At 70.4% G+C, this 19,212-nt stretch carries 21 protein-coding genes; 17 read left to right on the forward strand and 4 right to left on the reverse strand.

What is annotated here, in order from left to right; genetic code table 11:
• The first annotated feature begins 290 nt into the window (after window positions 1-290).
• The 8 genes from hemL (at window position 291) to ACWCP6_RS03105 (ending at window position 8,730) form a co-directional block, all read left to right on the forward strand.
• Window positions 291-1,613, forward strand: a complete 1,323-nt coding sequence (gene hemL, locus ACWCP6_RS03070; protein WP_450930582.1) for a glutamate-1-semialdehyde 2,1-aminomutase — start codon at window positions 291-293, stop codon at window positions 1,611-1,613.
• Window positions 1,610-2,290, forward strand: coding sequence for a histidine phosphatase family protein (locus ACWCP6_RS03075; protein ID WP_450930583.1), 681 nt, complete (start codon window positions 1,610-1,612; stop codon window positions 2,288-2,290). Before hemL ends, ACWCP6_RS03075 begins: the two co-directional genes overlap by 4 nt.
• Window positions 2,291-2,435: 145 nt before the next feature.
• On the forward strand, window positions 2,436-3,749 hold the full coding sequence (locus ACWCP6_RS03080; RefSeq protein ID WP_450930584.1) for a hypothetical protein: 1,314 nt from the start codon (window positions 2,436-2,438) through the stop codon (window positions 3,747-3,749).
• Window positions 3,750-3,815: 66 nt separating this feature from the next.
• On the forward strand, window positions 3,816-4,445 hold the full coding sequence (locus tag ACWCP6_RS03085; protein WP_450930585.1) for a TlpA family protein disulfide reductase: 630 nt from the start codon (window positions 3,816-3,818) through the stop codon (window positions 4,443-4,445).
• Window positions 4,446-4,477: 32 nt separating this feature from the next.
• On the forward strand, window positions 4,478-5,251 hold the full coding sequence (locus ACWCP6_RS03090) for a cytochrome c biogenesis CcdA family protein (RefSeq protein WP_450931088.1): 774 nt from the start codon (window positions 4,478-4,480) through the stop codon (window positions 5,249-5,251).
• Between the two features lie 3 nt (window positions 5,252-5,254).
• Window positions 5,255-7,048: a cytochrome c biogenesis protein ResB gene (gene resB, locus ACWCP6_RS03095; RefSeq protein WP_450930586.1), complete on the forward strand. Its 1,794-nt coding sequence runs from the start codon at window positions 5,255-5,257 to the stop codon at window positions 7,046-7,048.
• Window positions 7,045-8,130: a c-type cytochrome biogenesis protein CcsB gene (gene ccsB, locus ACWCP6_RS03100; RefSeq protein ID WP_450930587.1), complete on the forward strand. Its 1,086-nt coding sequence runs from the start codon at window positions 7,045-7,047 to the stop codon at window positions 8,128-8,130. Before resB ends, ccsB begins: the two co-directional genes overlap by 4 nt.
• An 84-nt stretch (window positions 8,131-8,214) precedes the next feature.
• Window positions 8,215-8,730: an SRPBCC domain-containing protein gene (locus tag ACWCP6_RS03105; RefSeq protein WP_450930588.1), complete on the forward strand. Its 516-nt coding sequence runs from the start codon at window positions 8,215-8,217 to the stop codon at window positions 8,728-8,730.
• Between the two features lie 47 nt (window positions 8,731-8,777).
• On the opposite strand, the gene ACWCP6_RS03110 is transcribed toward ACWCP6_RS03105, so the two are convergent.
• Both ACWCP6_RS03110 and ACWCP6_RS03115 read right to left on the reverse strand, forming a co-directional pair.
• Window positions 8,778-9,794, reverse strand: a complete 1,017-nt coding sequence (locus tag ACWCP6_RS03110) for an isopenicillin N synthase family dioxygenase (protein ID WP_450930589.1) — start codon at window positions 9,792-9,794, stop codon at window positions 8,778-8,780.
• A gap of 53 nt (window positions 9,795-9,847) precedes the next feature.
• A complete protein-coding gene (locus ACWCP6_RS03115; protein ID WP_450930590.1) occupies window positions 9,848-10,828 on the reverse strand; it encodes a quinone oxidoreductase family protein in 981 nt (326 codons plus the stop codon).
• Between the two features lie 114 nt (window positions 10,829-10,942).
• On the opposite strand from ACWCP6_RS03115, the gene ACWCP6_RS03120 reads away from it, so the two are divergent.
• Window positions 10,943-11,278, forward strand: coding sequence for an ArsR/SmtB family transcription factor (locus ACWCP6_RS03120; protein WP_450930591.1), 336 nt, complete (start codon window positions 10,943-10,945; stop codon window positions 11,276-11,278).
• Window positions 11,279-11,314: 36 nt separating this feature from the next.
• Here the strand turns inward: ACWCP6_RS03120 and ACWCP6_RS03125 are convergent, their stop codons facing one another.
• Window positions 11,315-11,713, reverse strand: coding sequence for a PLD nuclease N-terminal domain-containing protein (locus ACWCP6_RS03125; protein WP_450930592.1), 399 nt, complete (start codon window positions 11,711-11,713; stop codon window positions 11,315-11,317).
• 222 nt (window positions 11,714-11,935) lie between these two features.
• Here ACWCP6_RS03125 and ACWCP6_RS03130 point away from each other — a divergent pair, with 222 nt between their 5' ends.
• From ACWCP6_RS03130 to ACWCP6_RS03140, 3 genes are read left to right on the forward strand one after another with little or no spacing between them, the layout of a single operon-like run.
• Complete coding sequence (locus ACWCP6_RS03130; RefSeq protein ID WP_450930593.1) at window positions 11,936-13,387, forward strand: menaquinone biosynthesis decarboxylase; 1,452 nt, start codon at window positions 11,936-11,938, stop codon at window positions 13,385-13,387.
• On the forward strand, window positions 13,384-14,304 hold the full coding sequence (gene mqnP, locus ACWCP6_RS03135; RefSeq protein ID WP_450930594.1) for a menaquinone biosynthesis prenyltransferase MqnP: 921 nt from the start codon (window positions 13,384-13,386) through the stop codon (window positions 14,302-14,304). Before ACWCP6_RS03130 ends, mqnP begins: the two co-directional genes overlap by 4 nt.
• Window positions 14,305-14,344: 40 nt before the next feature.
• Window positions 14,345-15,013, forward strand: a complete 669-nt coding sequence (locus tag ACWCP6_RS03140) for a UbiX family flavin prenyltransferase (protein WP_450930595.1) — start codon at window positions 14,345-14,347, stop codon at window positions 15,011-15,013.
• Here the strand turns inward: ACWCP6_RS03140 and ACWCP6_RS03145 are convergent.
• Window positions 15,010-15,159 (reverse strand): hypothetical protein, encoded by a 150-nt coding sequence (locus ACWCP6_RS03145; protein ID WP_450930596.1) that lies wholly within the window; start codon window positions 15,157-15,159, stop codon window positions 15,010-15,012. The genes ACWCP6_RS03140 and ACWCP6_RS03145 overlap by 4 nt on opposite strands.
• A gap of 122 nt (window positions 15,160-15,281) precedes the next feature.
• On the opposite strand from ACWCP6_RS03145, the gene ACWCP6_RS03150 reads away from it, so the two are divergent.
• The 5 genes from ACWCP6_RS03150 to ACWCP6_RS03170 all read left to right on the forward strand — a co-directional run bounded on the left by ACWCP6_RS03150 (window position 15,282) and on the right by ACWCP6_RS03170 (window position 19,197).
• A complete protein-coding gene (locus ACWCP6_RS03150) occupies window positions 15,282-15,737 on the forward strand; it encodes an Lrp/AsnC family transcriptional regulator (protein WP_450930597.1) in 456 nt (151 codons plus the stop codon).
• Window positions 15,738-15,829: 92 nt separating this feature from the next.
• Window positions 15,830-16,993, forward strand: a complete 1,164-nt coding sequence (mqnE, locus tag ACWCP6_RS03155; protein WP_450930598.1) for an aminofutalosine synthase MqnE — start codon at window positions 15,830-15,832, stop codon at window positions 16,991-16,993.
• 186 nt (window positions 16,994-17,179) lie between these two features.
• Complete coding sequence (locus tag ACWCP6_RS03160; RefSeq protein WP_450930599.1) at window positions 17,180-17,470, forward strand: DUF4229 domain-containing protein; 291 nt, start codon at window positions 17,180-17,182, stop codon at window positions 17,468-17,470.
• Between the two features lie 109 nt (window positions 17,471-17,579).
• Window positions 17,580-17,708: a putative leader peptide gene (locus ACWCP6_RS03165; protein WP_450930600.1), complete on the forward strand. Its 129-nt coding sequence runs from the start codon at window positions 17,580-17,582 to the stop codon at window positions 17,706-17,708.
• A 247-nt stretch (window positions 17,709-17,955) separates the two neighbouring features.
• Complete coding sequence (locus ACWCP6_RS03170; protein WP_450931089.1) at window positions 17,956-19,197, forward strand: dicarboxylate/amino acid:cation symporter; 1,242 nt, start codon at window positions 17,956-17,958, stop codon at window positions 19,195-19,197.
• Window positions 19,198-19,212 lie beyond the last annotated feature (15 nt).

Genomic DNA, 19,212 nt, shown 5'->3' on the forward strand with positions numbered 1-19,212 from the left:
CCCGACTGCTTTTCTAGGGCGCGCAGCCCCCGCCGCGCAACCCGATCATCGTGACAGTGACCTCCCCCACGGCCGCACGACGAAACGTACGGCCAAAGACCAGTCCGCGGGACGATGCGGGCCTCTGACACCATGGCTTGTGTGAGCTATCCGTTCGAAGCCCCAGTTTCGCAGACGCGAGGGGGCTGACGCCCGGTCGAATGTGAGGAGACCGGCCGCCCGCCGCCCGTGCGGCGGCTCCGCTCCTCGTCACATGCCTGCCCACCCCGTTCTCGCAGATCAGGACCAAAGTGCCGTATCCATACGAAGCCCCAGCCTCACAGAGCCTCTTCGACCGCGCGGCGCGCGTGACGCCCGGAGGCGTGAACTCTCCCGTGCGCGCGTTCCGCGCCGTGGGCGGTACGCCCCGGTTCATGGTGTCCGGCACCGGTCCGTATCTGACGGACGCCGACGGCCGTGAATACGTCGACCTCGTCTGCTCCTGGGGGCCGATGATCCTCGGGCACGCGCACCCCGAGGTCCTCGCCGCCGTGCAGGAGGCCGTCGCCCGCGGTACGTCCTTCGGTACGCCGGGTGAGGGCGAGGTCGCGCTCGCCGAGGAGATCGTGGCCCGGGTCGCGCCGGTGGAGCAGGTGCGCCTCGTGTCGAGCGGTACCGAGGCGACCATGTCGGCGATCCGGCTGGCCCGCGGCTTCACCGGCCGCGCCAAGGTGATCAAGTTCGCCGGTTGCTACCACGGCCATGTCGACGCCCTGCTGGCCGCGGCCGGCTCCGGCGTCGCCACCTTCGCGCTGCCCGACACGCCCGGCGTCACCGGCGCCCAGGCCGGGGACACGATCGTGCTGCCGTACAACGACCTCGCCGCCGTGCACGAGGCCTTCCACGCCCACCCGGGCGAGATCGCCTGCGTGATCACCGAGGCCTCGCCCGGCAACATGGGCGTGGTGCCCCCGCAGCCCGGGTTCAACGAGGGCCTGAAGGCCGCCTGCGCGAAGAACGGCGCCCTGTACATCTCCGACGAGGTCATGACCGGCTTCCGTACCTCGAAGGCCGGCTGGTTCGGCGTCGACGGCGTGGTCCCCGACCTGATGACCTTCGGCAAGGTCATGGGCGGCGGCTTCCCGGCGGCGGCGTTCGGCGGCCGGGCCGACGTCATGGCGCACCTCGCGCCCGCCGGCCCCGTCTACCAGGCGGGCACCCTGTCCGGGAACCCGGTCGCGACCGCGGCGGGCCTGGCGCAGCTGCGGCTCCTCGACGACGCGGCGTACGCCAAGGTGGACGCGGTCTCGAAGGAGATCCAGGGGCTGGTCACGGCCGCGCTCGCCAAGGAGGGCGTCGCCCACCGGCTGCAGAACGCGTCCAACATGTTCTCCGTCTTCTTCACCGACGGGGACGTGCGCACGTACGAGGACGCCAAGCGGCAGGAAGCCTTCCGCTTCAATGCCTTCTTCCACTCGATGCTCGCGGACGGCGTGTATCTGCCGCCGTCGGCGTTCGAGTCCTGGTTCGTGTCGACCGCCCACGACGAGCAGGCCGTCGAGCGGATCGCCGCCGCACTGCCGAACGCCGCCCGCGCGGCCGCCGAGGCCAAGGCTCCGGAGGGTGCGGCATGAGCGCCAAGGACATCACCGTCGTCCACCTGATGCGGCACGGAGAGGTCGCCAACCCCGACGGGGTGCTCTACGGACGGCTGCCCGGCTACCACCTGTCCGAGCTCGGCCGGCAGATGGCCGACCGGGTCGCCGAGCACCTCGCCCCGCGCGACATCACGCATGTCGTGGCCTCCCCCCTGGAGCGCGCCCAGGAGACGGCGACGCCGATCGCCAAGGAGCACGGGCTGGACCTGGCCACCGACGAGCGGCTCATCGAGGCGGACAACGTCTTCCAGGGCAAGACGTTCGGCGTGGGCGACGGTGCCCTGCGCAAGCCGGGGAACTGGAAGCACCTGGTCAACCCGTTCAAGCCGTCCTGGGGCGAGCCCTACGTCGACCTGGTGGTCCGCATGATGGGCGCCCTGGACGCGGCGAAGGACGCGGCCCGGGGGCGCGAGGCGGTGTGCGTCAGCCATCAGCTGCCGATCTGGATCGTGCGCAGCTACGTGGAGCGGCGACGGCTGTGGCACGACCCGCGCAGGCGGCAGTGCACGCTCGCCTCGCTGACCACGTTCACGTACCAGGGCGACAAGATCGTTTCGGTCGGATACTCCGAGCCGGCCCGTGATCTCGTCCCGGCTCATCTGCTCGCCGGGGCCAAGCCGGTGAAGGGGAAGGACAAGGCCTTCGGGGCCTGAACCAAAGACTCCTTCTGCCGACTCCCAGCTCTCTGCAAAATTCCTCACACATGTTCGACCTGCCGGAACCTTTCTGTTCCCTGTGCCCTCTCAATAGTTGTCCATCTCGCACGTGGACACAGGGCGAGGAATACAGGGGAACGGAATGCGCGAGGTCAATCGCAGGGGAATCATCGGGCTGGGGGTCGGCGCCGCGACGGCGCTGGGGCTGTCGGCGTGCGGGGCCGGCGGAACGTCGGGCTCGGGGCATGAGGGCGGAGGAAAGGACGGCGGCGCCTCCGGTGCACCCAAGCCCAAGGCCCGCCCGATCGGCGACGGTTCGACTGCCTTCACCGGCAAGCAGCCCAACCAGCCCGCCAAGCCCGTGCCGCTGGAGCCGGGCGAGACCCCGCCGCAGTTCGTGGTGTTCTCCTGGGACGGTGCGGGCGAGGTCGGCAACGGTCTCTTCCCGCGTTTTCTGAAGGCGGCCGAGGACCACGGCGTCCATATGACGTTCTTCCTCTCCGGGCTGTATCTGCTGCCCGAATCGAAGAAGCGGCTCTACCGTCCGCCGAACAACCCGGTCGGCGCCTCCGACATCGGCTATCTCACCGATGAGCACGTCAAGGCGACGTTGCAGAACGTGCGCCGGGCGTGGCTCGAGGGGCACGAGATAGGCACGCATTTCAACGGGCATTTCTGTTCCGGTTCCGGCACGGTCGGCAACTGGACGCCCGCGCAGTGGCGCAGCGAGATCGACCAGGCCAAGTCCTTCGTCAAGGAGTGGCGGACGAACACCGGCTGGCACGAGCTTCCCTCGCTGCCGTTCGACTACGACAAGGAACTCGTCGGCGGCCGCACCCCGTGTCTGCTCGGCCAGAACAACCTGCTGCCCACCGCGCGCCAGCTCGGCTGGCGTTACGACGCGTCCTCGCCCGGCGGCCGGCAGCGCTGGCCGGAGAAGAAGATGGGCATCTGGGACCTTCCGCTCCAGCAGGTCCCGTTCCCCGGCCACAGCTTCGAGGTCCTGTCGATGGACTACAACATGCTGGCTAACCAGTCCGTGAACTCGACGAAGGCGCCCCCCGCCAACTACCCGGGCTGGCGCACCCAGGCGGCCCAGGCGTACATATCCGGCTTCAAGCGGGCATACGAGTCGAACCGCGCGCCCTTCTTCATCGGCAACCACTTCGAGCAGTGGAACGGCGGCATCTACATGGACGCCGTCGAGGAGGCGCTGAAGCACATCGCCGCGCAGCGGGACGCCCACAAGGACATACGCCTCGTCTCCTTCCGGCAGTTCGTCGACTGGCTCGACGTGCAGGACCCCAAGGTGCTCGCCAAGCTCCAGGGCCTGGACGTCGGACAGCAGCCCGTGGGCGGCTGGAAGAGCTTCCTGGCGGACACGAAGGGCGCCTCGGCGCCCAGCGGCGGCGGTACGCAGGGCACGACCGGCAAGGGCGCGGGGAACGCCGCCTGAAATGGGGTTTTCCACCCCAGAGGGGGGTGCGGAAGATCCCCGAATCGGGCATGCGAAACTTTTCACATGAGTGCCGCCTGCCGTGCCCCCCACTCCCGCGCACACCGTCGCGACCGCAGCCGAGCCGCCCTGCTGACCGCAGGGGCCGCGCTCGGCGCGCTGACCCTGACGGCGTGCGGCTCCGGCGGTGTCCAGGGCGGATCCGGGAAGACCGGGTTCGTGACCAGCACCGGGGGCATCGCCACGGTCAAGAAGGCCGACCGGGGGCCGGCCCCGAAGATCGCGGGCGAGACCCTGGAGGGCAAGAAGCTCGACGTCGCCCAGTACCGGGGCAAGGTCGTCGTCCTCAACGTCTGGGGCTCCTGGTGCCCGCCGTGCCGCGCCGAGGCGCCGGGCTTCGCCAAGGTGGCCAAGGAGACCGCGGCCAAGGGCGTCCAGTTCGTCGGCATCAACGTCCGCGACGACAGCACGGGCCCGGCGAAGGAGTTCGAGGCCAACTACGGCGTCCCGTACCCGAGCCTGTACGACCCCAACGGCAAGCTGATGCTGCGCTTCCCCCGCGGCACGCTCAACCCGCAGACCATTCCCTCCACGCTCGTCCTCGACCGGGAGGGCAGGGTCGCCGCCCGTTCGCTGCGGCCGCTGAGTGAGGAAAGCCTGCGGAAGATGACCGACCCGCTGATCGCGGAGAAGTGATCGGCGTGCCCGCACTCCTCACCGCGTCCACCCTGGCGGCCGCGCACACCGCGGCCGCCGTCCCTCCTCAGAACGAGACGGTCTACAGCGGGGCCCTTCTGGTGGCCCTGCCGATCGCCGTGCTCGGCGGTCTCGTCTCCTTCTTCTCGCCGTGCGTCCTGCCGCTCGTGCCCGGTTACCTCTCCTACGTCACCGGGGTGAGCGGCACCGACCTCGCGGAGGCCCGGCGCGGGCGCATGGTCGCGGGCGCCGCCCTCTTCGTGCTCGGCTTCACCGCCGTCTTCGTCTCCGGCGGCGCCCTCTTCGGCTACTTCGGCTCCACGCTCCAGGAGTACCGGGACACGCTGTCCAAGGTGCTGGGCGTGCTGATGGTCCTCATGGGCCTGTTCTTCATGGGGCTGCTGCCCTGGCTGACCCAGCGCGAATTCCGCTTCCACACCCGCCCGGTGGCGGGCCTGGCGGGCGCGCCGGTGCTCGGCGCCCTGTTCGGCGTCGGCTGGACCCCCTGCCTCGGGCCGACGCTGACCTCCGTGAACGCGCTCGCGTGGGAGCAGGCGAGCGCCGCACGCGGCTCCCTGCTCGCCGTCGCGTACTGCATCGGTCTCGGCCTGCCGTTCGTGCTCGCCGCCGTCGCCTTCCGCAAGGCGCTCGGCGCCTTCGGCTGGGTCAAGCGGCACTATGCGTGGGTGATGCGCATCGGCGGCGGGATGATGATCGTGATCGGTCTGCTGCTGCTGACCGGGGTCTGGAACAGCATCGTGCAGGACATGCAGGCGTGGTCCGACGGCTTCTCGGTGGGGATCTGATCCATGAGTACGACACCTCCGACGCAGGGCACCGACGTGCAGGACGCCGACGCTCGGACCGAACGGACCGAGGACGACCTGGGAGCCGCGGGTTCCCAGCTGTCCACCGCGCCGCAGGAGGAACTCTCCGCGCCGAACCTGCCCTCGCTCGGCGTGCTGGGCTGGATCCGCTGGTTCTGGCGGCAGCTCACCTCCATGCGGGTCGCGCTGCTGCTGCTCCTGCTGCTGTCGCTCGGCGCCATCCCCGGCTCGCTGATCCCGCAGACCGGCATCGACGAGCTCAAGGTCGCCGACTTCCGGAAGGCGCACGGCACCCTCGCGCCGGTCTACGACAAGCTCGGCCTCTTCCACGTGTACAGCTCGGTGTGGTTCTCGGCGATCTACATCCTGCTGTTCATCTCGCTCATCGGCTGCATCGTGCCGCGCACCTGGCAGTTCGTCGGCCAGCTCCGCGGCCGCCCGCCGCGCGCCCCGAAGCGGCTGACCCGGCTGCCCGCGTACGCCACCTGGCGCACCGAGGCCTCGCCCGACGAGGTCCGCGAGGCGGCGCTCGCGCTGCTGAAGCAGCGCCGCTTCCGCGCCGATGCGACAGACGACGCGGTCGCCGCCGAGAAGGGCTATCTGCGCGAGGCGGGCAACCTCGTCTTCCACATCGCGCTGATCGTGCTGCTCGTCTCCTTCGCCTGGGGGCAGCTGTACAAGTCCGAGGGCGGCAAGCTGATGGTCGAGGGCGGCGGCTTCTCCAACGCGCTGCCGATGTACGACGACTTCAAGTCGGGCAGCCTCTTCGACTCCGACAACCTGGAGCCGTTCAGCTTCCACCTCGACAAGTTCGAGGGGACGTACGAGCGCAACGGCCCGAACAAGGGCACCCCGCGCACCTACCGCGCCGACATCACCTACAGCAAGGGCGTCGACGGCAAGGACGTCAAGGGCGCGATCGAGGTCAACAAGCCGCTGGAGATCGAGGGCTCGAAGGTCTACCTCATCGGCCACGGCTACGCGCCCGTCGTCACCGTCCGGGACGGCCGCGGCAAGGTCGTCATGCACCAGGCCGTGCCGGTGCTGCCGATCGACTCGAACGTCACGTCCACCGGCGCCATCAAGGTGATGGACGGCTACCGGGACAAGGACGGCAAGAAGGAGCAGCTCGGCTTCAACGCGTTCTTCGTGCCGACCTTCGCGGGCTTCGGCAAGGGCCAGATGTTCTCGCAGTTCCCGGCGCTGGACTTCCCCGTGCTCGCGCTGTCCGCGTACCACGGCAGCCTGGGCGTGAACGCCGGCCTCCCGCAGAACGTGTACCAGCTGGACACCTCCCGGATGAAGCAGTTCAAGGGCGCCGACGGCCAGCTGCTGAAGACGCGGCTGCTGCCCGGCGAGACGATGAAGCTGCCGAACGGCGCCGGCTCCATCACCTTCGACAAGGGCGTCAAGCAGTGGGCCAGCTTCCAGATCTCCCAGCAGCCGGGCCAGGGCTGGGCGCTCGGCGGCGCCATCGCCGCGATCGGCGGCCTCGCCGCCTCGCTGTTCATCCAGCGCCGCCGCATCTGGGTGCGTGCCACCGCCGGAGCCGACGGGGTCACGGTCGTGGAGATGGCGGGCCTCGGCCGCAGCGAGTCGGCGAAGCTGCCGGAGGAGCTGGGCGAGCTCGCGGCGCACCTGCACGACCGGGCGCCCACGGCACCCGACCTCTCGGACCCGGACCCCTCGGACCCGGAAGCCGCGGGCCCCGACCCCGCGGAGCCCGATCCCGCCACCGACGCCCAAGCCGCATCTGCCGAAGGGGCTGAGAAGTGAATCTCGCCGCCGGAACCAACGAGCATCTCGCGCACACCAGCAATGTGCTGATCTACTCCTCGATGGCCGTCTACACGCTGGCCTTCTTCGCGCACATCGCAGAGTGGCTCTTCGGCAGCCGCAGCAAGGTCGCCCGTACGGCCGCCGCGCTGACCGCCGAGGGCGACGGGGCCGCCGCCAAGGCGCCCGCGGTCACCGTGCAGACCAAGGGCGGCACCGCCGTCCTGGAGCGGCCCAAGGTCGTCACGCGCTCCGCCTCCGGCGCGCGGGACGTCCCGGACGGCCCCGGTGCCTCCGGCGGCGACGAACAGGGCGACCTCTACGGCCGTATCGCCGTGTCCCTCACCGTGCTCGCCTTCCTCGTCGAGGCCGGCGGCGTGCTCACCCGCGCCCTGTCGGTGCAGCGGGCGCCGTGGGGCAACATGTACGAGTTCAACATCACGTTCTCGACGGTCGCCGTCGGCGTGTACCTGGTGCTCCTCGCCCTGAGGAAGAACATCCGCTGGATCGGCCTGCCCCTGGTCACCACGGTCCTGCTCGACCTCGGCCTCGCGGTCACCGTCCTCTACACCGCGAGCGACCAGCTGGTCCCCGCCCTGCACTCGTACTGGCTGTGGATCCACGTCTCCACCGCCATCCTGTGCGGCGCGGTCTTCTACGTCGGCGCGGTCGGCACCCTCCTCTACCTCTTCCGGGACTCCTACGAGAACAAGCTCGCGAGCGGCGGCAAGCCCGGCTCGTTCGCCACCTCGGTCCTGGAGCGGCTGCCCGCAGCGGCGACCCTCGACAAGTTCGCCTACCGGGTGAACGCCGCGGTCTTCCCCCTGTGGACCTTCACGATCATCGCGGGCGCCATCTGGGCGGGCGACGCCTGGGGCCGCTACTGGGGCTGGGACCCCAAGGAGACCTGGTCCTTCATCACCTGGGTCGCCTACGCCTGCTACCTGCACGCCCGCGCGACCGCCGGCTGGAAGGGCCGCAAGGCCGCCTACCTGGCGCTGATCGCCTTCGCCTGCTGGCTCTTCAACTACTACGGCGTCAACATCTTCGTCACCGGCAAGCACTCGTACGCGGGCGTCTGACCCGCGGAGGGCGGGCGACACGAACGACGGCGGCCGGACGCACCAGGGGGTGCGTCCGGCCGCCGTCCGCGTGACGCTGGTGTCATGAGCGAAGCCGTCGCGCAGGGCACCAGCCGGACCGCTGGGAACACGCAGACGCTGCAGTTCACGGTGCGTCCTGCCCACCCGGTGGAGGAGGTCTGGCGGGCCGTGGCCACGGCCCGGGGGCTGCACGGCTGGCTGGCCGCCGCCGACACCTTCGAGCCCCGCCTCGGCGGCGCCATCACCCTGCGCTGGCTGAACACCAGCACGACGGGCGAGGTGACGGTCGCTTCCGGTCAGATCACCGCCTGGGACGTCGAACGGGTCGCCGAGTACACCCTGAAGCCGTACCACGGCCGGGTCCGCTTCCATCTGGAGCCGGCAGGCGGGAACGCGACCACGCTCCGCTTCACCAACGAGTTCGACGGCGACGACGAGCTGCGTCTCGACTGCCTCGCGGGCTGGCACAACCACTTCGAGTTCCTGGCCGACGCACTCGACGGGCGGCCCAAGGACTGGTCCACGTGGACGTTCGACCGGTGGGAGCAGCTGCGGGAGCTGTATGCGTCATCGGGGTGAGGCGCACCCCGTGATGCGGGCGGGCCGCGGCCGGTCGCCGCATGCGCTCACTTCACCGTGATGGCGTCCAGCTTCTCGCGCAGATACGTGTGCGAGTCCACCGGCGGATACACGACCCGGCCCGGGGGTGTGGGCACCGACTCCACCCTGGTGTGCGGATCGCACTCGTAGAAGTACACCAGCGACATCAGCTCCTCGGCGGGCGCGTCCACCGGCGGCGGCAGCACCCGGTGCCGGCCCGAGCGCCAGCGGTCGCCGGTCCAGCGCGCCATCAGATCGCCGATGTTGACGGTGAGGGCGTCCGGGTCGTACGGGGCGTCCTCCCAGCCGCCCTCGTCCGTGAACACCTGCAGCCCGCCGCTGCCGGCCTGCCGGTCCAGCACGGTCACGGTGCCGAAGTCGGTGTGCGGGCCGATGCGGAACTGGCCGGGCTCCGGGGCGCCCACGACCTCCGTACCCGGGTACCAGTTGATGTTGAAGCCCCAGGTGGGGTGGCCGGTGTGCCGGGTGAAGAAGTCCTCCGGCCCGCCCAGTGCGGTGCCGAGGAGTTCCAGGAGCAGGTCGGACAGGGCCCGCATCCGCGTCAGGTACTCGACGACCGGGGCCTTCAGCTCGGGCACCTCCGCGGGCCAGGTGTTCGGCAGGAACCACTCCGCGCCGGCCGCCGCAGCACCGGAGGCGCCGTCCCGCTCCGCGGTGGCGGGGGGAGGCTCGTCCGCCGCGAAGGAGAGGGACTCCTTGAGGTCGGGCGGGGTCGCGGTGCCCTCCGCATAGCCGTTGGCCTCCGCGCCGGGGCCGAGCCAGCCGCGCCCGCCGACCTGCACGGCGTACGGCTCCTTGGCGGACGCGGGGAGCAGGAAGAAGGTGCGGGCGGCCCGCCGGATCCGGGCCCGCAGCGCCGGGTCCACCCCGTGCCCCGTGACGAGGAGGAATCCGGCGGTCCGCAGGGCCGCGTCCACGGTGGCGGCGATGCGGGCCCGGGCGGCCGGATCCCCGGCGAGCCACGGTTCCAGGTCGACGGTGGGGATACGGGGGCGGGCGGCGGCGCCGTGCCGGGTGCTCATGCCTTCACTCTTCCGCCGTCGCCGCGCCGGGGCAACGGCGCCTGCGGCCGCCGTCAGCCCGCGGCGACCCGCAGCAGCAGCTTGCCGGTGCTCGTGCGGGTGCCCATGAGGCGGTGCGCATCGGCGGCATCGGCCAGCGGGAACTCCGCCGTGACGGGAAGGGTCACCGCACCGTCGGCCACCGTGCGGAACGCCCGGGCGGCGATCTCGCGCAGTGTCTCCGGGGACTGCCCGGCGAGCGTGAGGATGGAGAACCCGGCCACCGATACGCCGGACGGGTACAGCTCCGGCTGGCCCACCCGCCACGGCTCCGCCGAGCTCGCGTTGCCGAACGAGACGAGCCGCCCGAAGACGGCCAGCGAGTCCAGGGTGCGCCGGAAGGTGTCGCCGCCCACCGGGTCCAGGGCGAGGTCCACACCGCGGCCCCCGGTGGCCCGCCGCACGTCGTCCGCGAAGCCGTCGCCGACGAAGACCTCGTCGTACCCGTGCTTCAGCGCGTACTCGGCCTTCGTGGCGCCCGACACGACGCCGTACACCCGTCCGGCGCCGCCCGCCTTCGCCAACTGGCCGAGTACGGTGCCGACTCCGCCCGCCGCCCCCTGCACGAGGACGGTCTCGCCCTCGCCGAGCCGTCCCACCTCGTGCAGCAGTGCGTGCGCCGTGGGCAGCACGGTCGGCAGCGTCGCGGCGGTGCGCAGGTCGACTCCGTCCGGGACGGCGAAGACGGTCGCCGCGTCGGCGACGGCCACCTCCGCGTACGCGCCGCCCTCGGTGAGCGCGGCGACCTCCTGGCCGACGGCGAGTCCGGTCACGCCCGCACCGAGCGCCCGTACCCGTCCGGACACCTCGAGGCCGGGCACGAAGGGGAGCGACGGCACGCGGTAGCCCTCGGCGCGCGCCTTGAGGTCGGCGAAGTTCACGCCGACGTAGGCCACGTCGATGCTCACCCGGCCCGGGCCGGGCTCCGGGGTCCGGGTCTCCACGGGCCGCAACACCTCGGGACCGCCGTACTCCTGGAACTGGATCGCATGCATCACGGGCACCCCTCGTCGAGTGTTCAACGGAAAGCGAACACTCGGAGTGTATGGTTTTCACCGAACACTCGCCAGGTTTTACGGAGAGCGCGAGGCCGAGAGGGGATGCGAGGCATGACGGAACGCACCGGGCACAGGGCCGCCCCGCAGCACGCGCACCCCGACGAGGTCTCCGTGCAGACCGCGCTCGCCGCGCTGGCCGACCCCGTCCGTCTTCACCTCGTGCGCGAGCTCGCCGGGTCGGCCGACTGGTCCCGTACGTGCGGGAGTTTCGACGTGCCCGTGGGCAAGGCGGCGCTCAGCCACCACTTCGCCGTGCTGCGGGGGGCCGGGCTCGTCGAGCAGCGGGACGAGGGAGCCAAGCGCGTCAACCGGCTGCGGCGGGAGGAGTTCGAGGACCGGTTTCCCGGGTTGCTGGCGCTGGTGCTGAGGGCGGATCCGCGGGGGTGACGGCCGGGCGGGCCGGCCGCGGGCGCCCCGCGCGCCTCAGGAGCTGTCGTCCGAACCGCGCTCGCGGCGGCGGAGTTCCTCCTCGCGGCGGCGCAGGTCCGCCTCCCAGTCCTTCAGCAGGGCCTCGTCCTTCTTGTTCTCCTCGCGGAGCGACTTGAGGAACTCCGGGTTGTCGTCCGGCGCGACCCAACTCCCGGTCGCGCGGTGGTTGCGGTGCCACTCCGAGGGGGTGGAGCCGCCCGTGGGGGCGCGGCGGCCCTTGCCCGCCGCGAGCCACGCGACGGGGCCTATCAGCACCTCGCCGAAGAGCAGGATGATGATGACCCAGACCACCTTGGGCAGGTGCCGGACCTGTTCCTCCGGGGTGTTGAGGCAGTCGATGAATGCGTAGATCCACAGTGCCAGGACCAGCAGGAAGGGCAGATACCTGAGCATGGCGGTGCGATCCCCCAGCAAGCGACGGCGGGGCGCTCGCGTCGGCCCCCTTGACGTGTCGCCGGGCCGCGCGCGGGCCCCGGTGACCGGGCCAGAGTAGCGGGTGGTGTCCATGCCATCCCGCGGGGACCGGCGCCCGGCTGCCGCCGAGCGGCGGGCCGTGACCCCGGAGGGGGCGGGGCGCGCGACACCGCGGAGCGGGCCTCGGCGATACTGGACGGCATGGCTTACGACGATCTTCGCTCCCTGCTCCGGGCGCTGGAGCGCGAGGGCGATCTCAAGCGCATCAAGGCCGAGGTCGACCCGTATCTGGAGGTCGGGGAGATCGTCGACCGGGTACAGAAGGCCGGCGGGCCCGCGCTCCTCTTCGAGAACGTGCGCGGGTCGGCCATGCCGCTCGCGATGAACGTCTTCGGAACCGACCGGCGGCTGCTGAAGGCCCTGGGCCTGAAGTCGTACGACGAGATCAGCGAGAAGATCGGCGGACTGCTCAAGCCCGAGCTGCCGCACGGGTTCGTCGGGGTGCGCGAGGCCTTCGGGAAGCTCGGCGCGATGGCGCATGTGCCGCCGAAGAAGGTCAAGGACGCCCCGGTGCAGGAGGTCGTCCTGCGCGGCGACGAGGTCGACCTCGACCTGCTGCCCGCCCTGTTCACCTGGCCGCAGGACGGCGGGTCCTTCTTCAACCTGGGGCTCACGCACACCAGGGACCCGGAGAGCGGCATCCGCAACCTCGGGCTCTACCGGCTCCAGCGCCACGACAAGCGCACCATCGGCATGCACTGGCAGATCCACAAGGACAGCCGCAACCACTACCAAGTGGCCGCCCGGCGGGGCGAGAAGCTGCCGGTCGCGATCGCCTTCGGCTGCCCGCCGGCCGTGACGTACGCCTCCACCGCCCCGCTGCCCGGCGACATCGACGAGTACCTCTTCGCCGGGTTCGTCTCGGGCCGGCGGATCGAGATGGTCGACTGCAAGACGGTGCCGCTCCAGGTCCCGGCGAACGCCGAGGTCGTGCTCGAAGGGTGGCTGGAGCCGGGCGAGATGCTGCCCGAGGGCCCGTTCGGCGACCACACCGGTTTCTACACGCCGCAGGAGCCGTTCCCCGCGCTGACCATCGACTGCGTGACGATGCGCAGGCGTCCGCTGCTCCAGTCGATCGTCGTCGGACGGCCGCCGACGGAGGACGGCCCGCTGGGCCGGGCGACGGAGCGGTTCTTCCTCCCGCTCCTCAAGATCATCGTGCCGGACATCGTGGACTACCACCTGCCCGAGGCGGGCGGATTCCACAACTGTGCGATCGTCGCGATCGACAAGAAGTACCCGAAGCACGCCCAGAAGGTCATGCACGCCGTCTGGGGCGCCCACATGATGTCGCTGACCAAGCTGATCGTGGTCGTGGACTCCGACTGCGACGTGCACGATCTGCACGAGGTGGCGTGGCGGGCCCTGGGCAACACCGACTACGCGCGCGACCTCACCGTCGTCGAGGGCCCGGTCGACCACCTCGACCACGCCTCGTACCAGCAGTTCTGGGGCGGCAAGGCGGGCATCGACGCGACGAAGAAGTGGCCCGAGGAGGGCTATACGCGCGACGGGGGCTGGCCCGACATGGTGCTGCCGGACCCCGAGACGGCCGCGAAGGTCGACCGCCGCTGGAAGGAGTACGGCCTGTGAGCGCGGCCGAAGGAGTCATCGGCGAACCGGAACCGGTACAGCCCGGCAGCAGGGTCAGGGCCTTCCTGCGCCTGGTGATGATCGAACACTCGGTGTTCGCGCTGCCGTTCGCGTACATCGCCTCGCTGACCGCGATGTACGAGTGGGACCGGAACATCCACTGGGGGCGGCTGCTGCTCGTCACGATCGCGATGGTCGGACTGCGGACGTTCGCGATGGCGTGCAACCGCATCATCGACCGCGAGATCGACGCGCGGAACCCGCGCACGGCCGGCCGGGAACTCGTCACGGGTGCGGTCAGCGTCAGGTCCGCCTGGACGGGGGCACTCGTCGCGGTGGTCGTCTTCCTGGGCGCCGCCGCGCTGCTGAACCCGCTCTGCCTGGCGCTCGCGCCGGTCGCGGTGATCCCGATGGTGGTCTATCCGTACGGCAAGCGGTTCACGAACTTCCCGCAGGCCATCCTCGGCCTCGCCCAGGCCATGGGGCCGGTCGGCGGCTGGCTGGCGATCAGCGGCACCTGGTCCTGGGACGCGGTGGTGCTGGGGCTCGCCGTCGGCATCTGGATCGGCGGCTTCGACCTGATCTACGCCTGCCAGGACGTGGAGACCGACCGTGAGATCGGGGTCATGTCCGTCCCGGCCCGCTTCGGCATCCCGGCGGCGATCCGGGGCGCGCGTGTGTGCCATCTGATCACCACGGCCCTCTTCGCCTGGTACGCGGTCGCCACCGGAGCCGGCCCCTTCTTCTGGCTCGGCCTGCTGATCGTGGCGGGCGCCTTCGTCTACGAGCACAGCATCGTGCGCCCGCACGACCTGTCCCGCCTCAACCGCGCCTTCTTCAGCGTCAACGGGTTCATCGGCATCGCGCTGTTCGTGTGCGCGCTGCTGGACCTGCTGGTGCGCGGGCTCACGGTGTGACCCGGTGGATAGGCTCGGCCCTGTGGAGGAGCAGCAGCCAGTGAGTGGGCAACGTCGCCCCTGGGTCGTCGGGGTGTCCGGCGCGTCCGGAACGCCGTACGCGGCATCGGTGCTGCGTGCGCTGCTGGCCGCGGGCGAGAGCGTGGATCTGGTGGTGTCGCGGGCCGCCCGGCTGACCCTGCTGGACGAGACGGGGCTCTCGTTCCGGGACGCGCACTGGCAGCAGGACCTGCGGGACTGGCTGGCGCGCGGCGCGGACGGCAAGCCGGACGCGTACGACGCGGTCGACACATCGGACGTGCGGTACTGGGCGGCGGGCGATCTGGCGGCCGGGCCGTCGTCCGGCTCCTATGCCGTGCGGGGGATGCTGATCGTGCCGGCGTCGACGGCATGCGTGGCGGGAGTCGCGCTCGGGCTGTCGAAGGACCTGTTGCAGCGTGCCGCGAGCGTGACGCTCAAGGAGGGGCGGAAGCTGGTCGTCGCAGTGCGCGAGACCCCGCTGAACGGGCAGACGCTGAAGCATCTGGTGACACTGGACGAGGCGGGCGCGATCGTGCTGCCCGCCTCGCCGGCGTTCTACGCGGGGGCGACGCACATCCAGGATCTGGTGGACTTCGTCGCCGGGCGGGTGCTGGACGCGGCAGGGGTGCCGCACCGGCTGTACCGCCGTTGGGAGGGAGAGCTCGGAGGTGGCTCTCGGGGGGCTTAAGCCTTCTTGGCGGCGCGCTTCCTGCCGAACAGGGAAGTGCTGCGGCGCGGCGCGGCGGACTGGTGGGCACGCGAGCGGTTGGCCAGGTCCTGAAGCTCGCGCATCCGGGCGTAGGCCATCTCGATCGAGTACACGGGGAAGCTCATCTCCTGAAGATATGAAGGATCGTCTTTGATCGTCTGAAAGATTCACAGGGTGTCGGCCCTGTGTGCCTTAGATTCTACACGTAGAATCGGCGTACTGCTGAATAATGAAAGGCATCGGACCTATGGACGCCGTGGATAGGCAGCTCATCCAGGCCCTGCGGGAGAACGGCAGGGCCTCCTACGCCGAACTCGGGCGGCTCGTCGGGCTCTCCGGCCCCAGCGTGACCGACCGCATCAACCGCCTCGAGGCGGCCGGCGTCATCACCGGCTACCGCGCGACCGTCGACTCCGCCTCGCTCGGTCTCGGCGTCACCGCCCTCATCGGCATCTCGCTCTCCGATGCCGCCGACCACGAGGACGTCGCGCGCCGGCTCAAGGACCTGGGCGAGATCGAGGACTGCTGGTTCATCGCCGGCGACGACTCCTACATGCTCAAGGTCCGGGCGCCCGACGTGGACGGGCTGGAGAAGACCATCCGGCGGCTCTCCGGCACCAAGGGCGTGTCCCGCACCCGTACGACGATCGTGCTCTCCACGAAGTGGGAGAACCGCGTCGGGGAGCTGCCGGAAGAGGTCTGAGGCGGGGCCCCGGTGGGGGCGCTCCGAAGGTGTCGGGGCGGGGGAGTACGGTTGCCGAGGCTGTCACCAGTCGTCAGGAAGAGGTAGTGGGCATGGACGTGGGGCTCAAGCGCGAGCTGGAGGACAAGGTCAGGGCCGGTGAACGGCTGACCCGCGAGGACGGCATCGCGCTGTACGAGTCGGACGACCTGGCCTGGCTCGGCGGCCTCGCGCACGAGGTGCGGACGCGGAAGAACGGCGACGTCGTCCACTTCAACGTCAACCGGCACCTCAACATGACCAATGTGTGCACCGCGTCCTGCGCGTACTGCTCGTTCCAGCGGAAGCCGGGCGAGAAGGACGCGTACACGATGCGGATCGAGGAGGCGGTGCGCCTCGCCAAGGCGATGGAGGGCGAGAACCTCACCGAGCTGCACATCGTCAACGGCCTGCACCCGACGCTGCCCTGGCGTTACTACCCGCGCTCGCTGCGCGCGCTCAAGGAAGCCCTTCCGCAGGTCTCCCTGAAGGCGTTCACGGCGACCGAGATCCATCACTTCGAGAAGATCTCCGGCCTGTCGGCGTCGGAGATCCTCGACGAACTCATCGACGCGGGCCTGGAGTCGCTGACCGGCGGCGGCGCCGAGATCTTCGACTGGGAGGTCCGGCAGCACATCGTCGACCACGAGACCCACTGGGAGGACTGGTCCCGGATCCACCGGCTGGCGCACGAGAAGGGGCTCAAGACGCCCTCCACCATGCTCTACGGCCACATCGAGGAACCGCGTCACCGGGTCGACCACGTCCTGCGGCTGCGTGAACTCCAGGACGAGACCGGCGGCTTCCAGGTCTTCATCCCGTTGCGCTACCAGCACGACTTCGTCGACATGAAGGACGGCAAGGTACGCAACCGCCTCCAGGCCCGGACCTCGATGGCGACGGGCGCCGAGGCCCTGAAGACCTTCGCGGTGTCGCGGCTGCTCTTCGACAACGTCCCGCACGTCAAGGTCTTCTGGGTCATGCACGGCGTGCAGACGGCGCAGCTCGCGCTCCAGCACGGAGCCGACGACATGGACGGCTCGGTCGTCGAGTACAAGATCACGCACGACGCGGACAACTACGGGACGCCGAACAAGCTGACCCGGGACGACCTGCTGGACCTGATCCGCGAGGCCGGGTTCCGGCCCGTGGAGCGCAACACCCGCTACGAGGTCATCCGCGAGTACGAGGGGCCCGACCCGGCGCTGCGCGACGAGCCCCAGCCGATGCGCGTCTGACGGCCTCCCGGCCGTTCCTCCGCCCTTCCGGGGCGAGAGTGCCGAGCGCCCTCCGCCCCACCGGAGCCCCGCCCGCAGGCGGGGCTCCGGTGTTTCCCGGGACACCCGACCCCCTGGCGGAGCACCTTTGCCCCCCGTGCTTCACTGGAGCCTGCGCCCATTTTCGGAACGGAAGAGTGGATTGACATGCTCCGCTACACGCTGATGCGCCTCGGCATCTTCGCGGGCTGCCTCCTGGTCGTCTGGGGCCTCGTCTACTCCGGCATCGCCCCGCGCGGCCTCGGCGGCTCCAACTACCTCTGGGTGGTCGTGCTCGCCCTGGTCATCTCGGCGCCCATCAGCTTCGTGGTGCTGCGCAAGGAACGGGACCGGGCGTCGGCCGAGATCGTCGAGCGCGTGGACCGCGCCAAGGCCAACCTGGAGCTGAACCGCGGCCAGGAGGACCTGATGGACGACGCGGCGCGCACCAAGGGCTGAGCCCGTCCGGCCCGCCCACGGCCGGCCCGCGACCCGCTGCGGGGCCGCCCCAACGGATCTCAAAGAAATACTTTGAACTCCTCAAAGTTCAAGTGTTAACGTGCTCGGCATGAAGTCCGCAGCCGCGCGTCCCTTCGTCATGGGCCGGAAGCCCGTGACCGCCGTGAGCGTTCCGCTCGTGGCGCGCCTGCACATCGACCTCTGCCGCAGTTCGTCCGCGGCGTGTCGCCGCCTCTGAAGCGACTTCCAAGCGACAGCGACCCAAGCGACATCGCAGCGGCGAACCCCCGAAACCTCCGGACGCCTCGGGCTCTCCGGCACTCCGGCGTGGACGCCGCACCCCGCCCCGCCCGTACCCCCGTGTGCCCCGGAGTGCCCCCGTGTCCTCATCCCCCACGCCCTCGGCGTCCCCGGAGCCGGCAGAGTCCTCGGACCTCTCGGCCCCTTCCCCGTCCCCGAAGTCCGGTGTCCCGTTCTGGGCGCAGATCATCGCCGGTCTCGTACTCGGCGTGCTCCTCGGCTGGATAGCCCGGAGCCAGGACGTGTCCTGGCTGGTCACCACCCTGGAGAAGATCGGTGACACCTTCGTCGGCCTGCTGAAGCTGGCCGTCGCACCGCTCGTGTTCTTCGCGATCCTCGTCTCGATCACCAACCTCCGGAAGGTCAACAACGCGGCCCGACTGGCATCGCGCACCCTCCTGTGGTTCATGATCACGTCACTGATCGCGGTCAGCATCGGCCTGGTCATCGGTCTGCTGACCAACCCGGGCGCGGGCACCGGCCTGACCCCGAAGGACGGCGCGAAGCCCGATCACACCGGTTCCTGGATCGACTTCCTGACCGGCATCGTGCCGACGGACGTCATCACGCCGTTCACCGAACTCAACGTCCTGCAGATCGTGTTCATGGCCGCCGTCGCCGGCATCGCGGTCCTTCAGATCGGCGAGAAGGCGCAGCCGGTCCTCGCGCTCAGCGAGTCGGTGCTCGAACTGCTCCAGAAGGCCCTGTGGTGGGTCATCCGCCTGGCCCCGCTGGGCACCGTCGGACTGATCGGCCGGGCCATCGCCACGTACGGCTGGGACCTGATCGGCAAGTACGCCACCTTCACCGCCGACATCTACGTGGGCTGCGCGATCGTCCTCTTCGTCGTCTACCCGACGCTCGTCGCGACCGTCGCGAAGGCGAACCCGCTGCAGTTCTTCAAGGGTGCCTGGCCGGCGATCCAGCTCGCCTTCGTCTCCCGCTCGTCGGTGGGCACGATGCCGCTCACCCAGAAGGTGACGGAGCGCCTGGGCGTGCCTAAGGAGTACGCCTCCTTCGCCGTCCCGTTCGGCGCGACCACCAAGATGGACGGCTGCGCCGCGATCTATCCGGCGATCGCCGCGATCTTCGTCGCCCAGATCTTCGACATCCGGCTCGGTGCCGGCGACTACCTGCTCATCGCCTTCGTCTCGGTCGTCGGCTCGGCCGCCACGGCGGGCCTCACCGGTGCGACGGTCATGCTGACCCTGACCCTCTCCACCCTGGGCCTGCCCATGGAGGGCGTCGGCCTCCTGCTGGCCATCGACCCGATCCTCGACATGATGCGCACCGCCACGAACGTCGCCGGGCAGGCCCTCGTGCCGGTGCTCGTCTCGGCCCGCGAGAACATCCTCGACCGCGACCGGTACGACGCCGTGTCGGCTTCGCCCTCCGACGAGCCGCAGGCGGTCGCCGTCGCCGCCTGACGTCCCCCGGCTCAC

This window comes from Streptomyces sp. NPDC002004 (assembly GCF_053593975.1).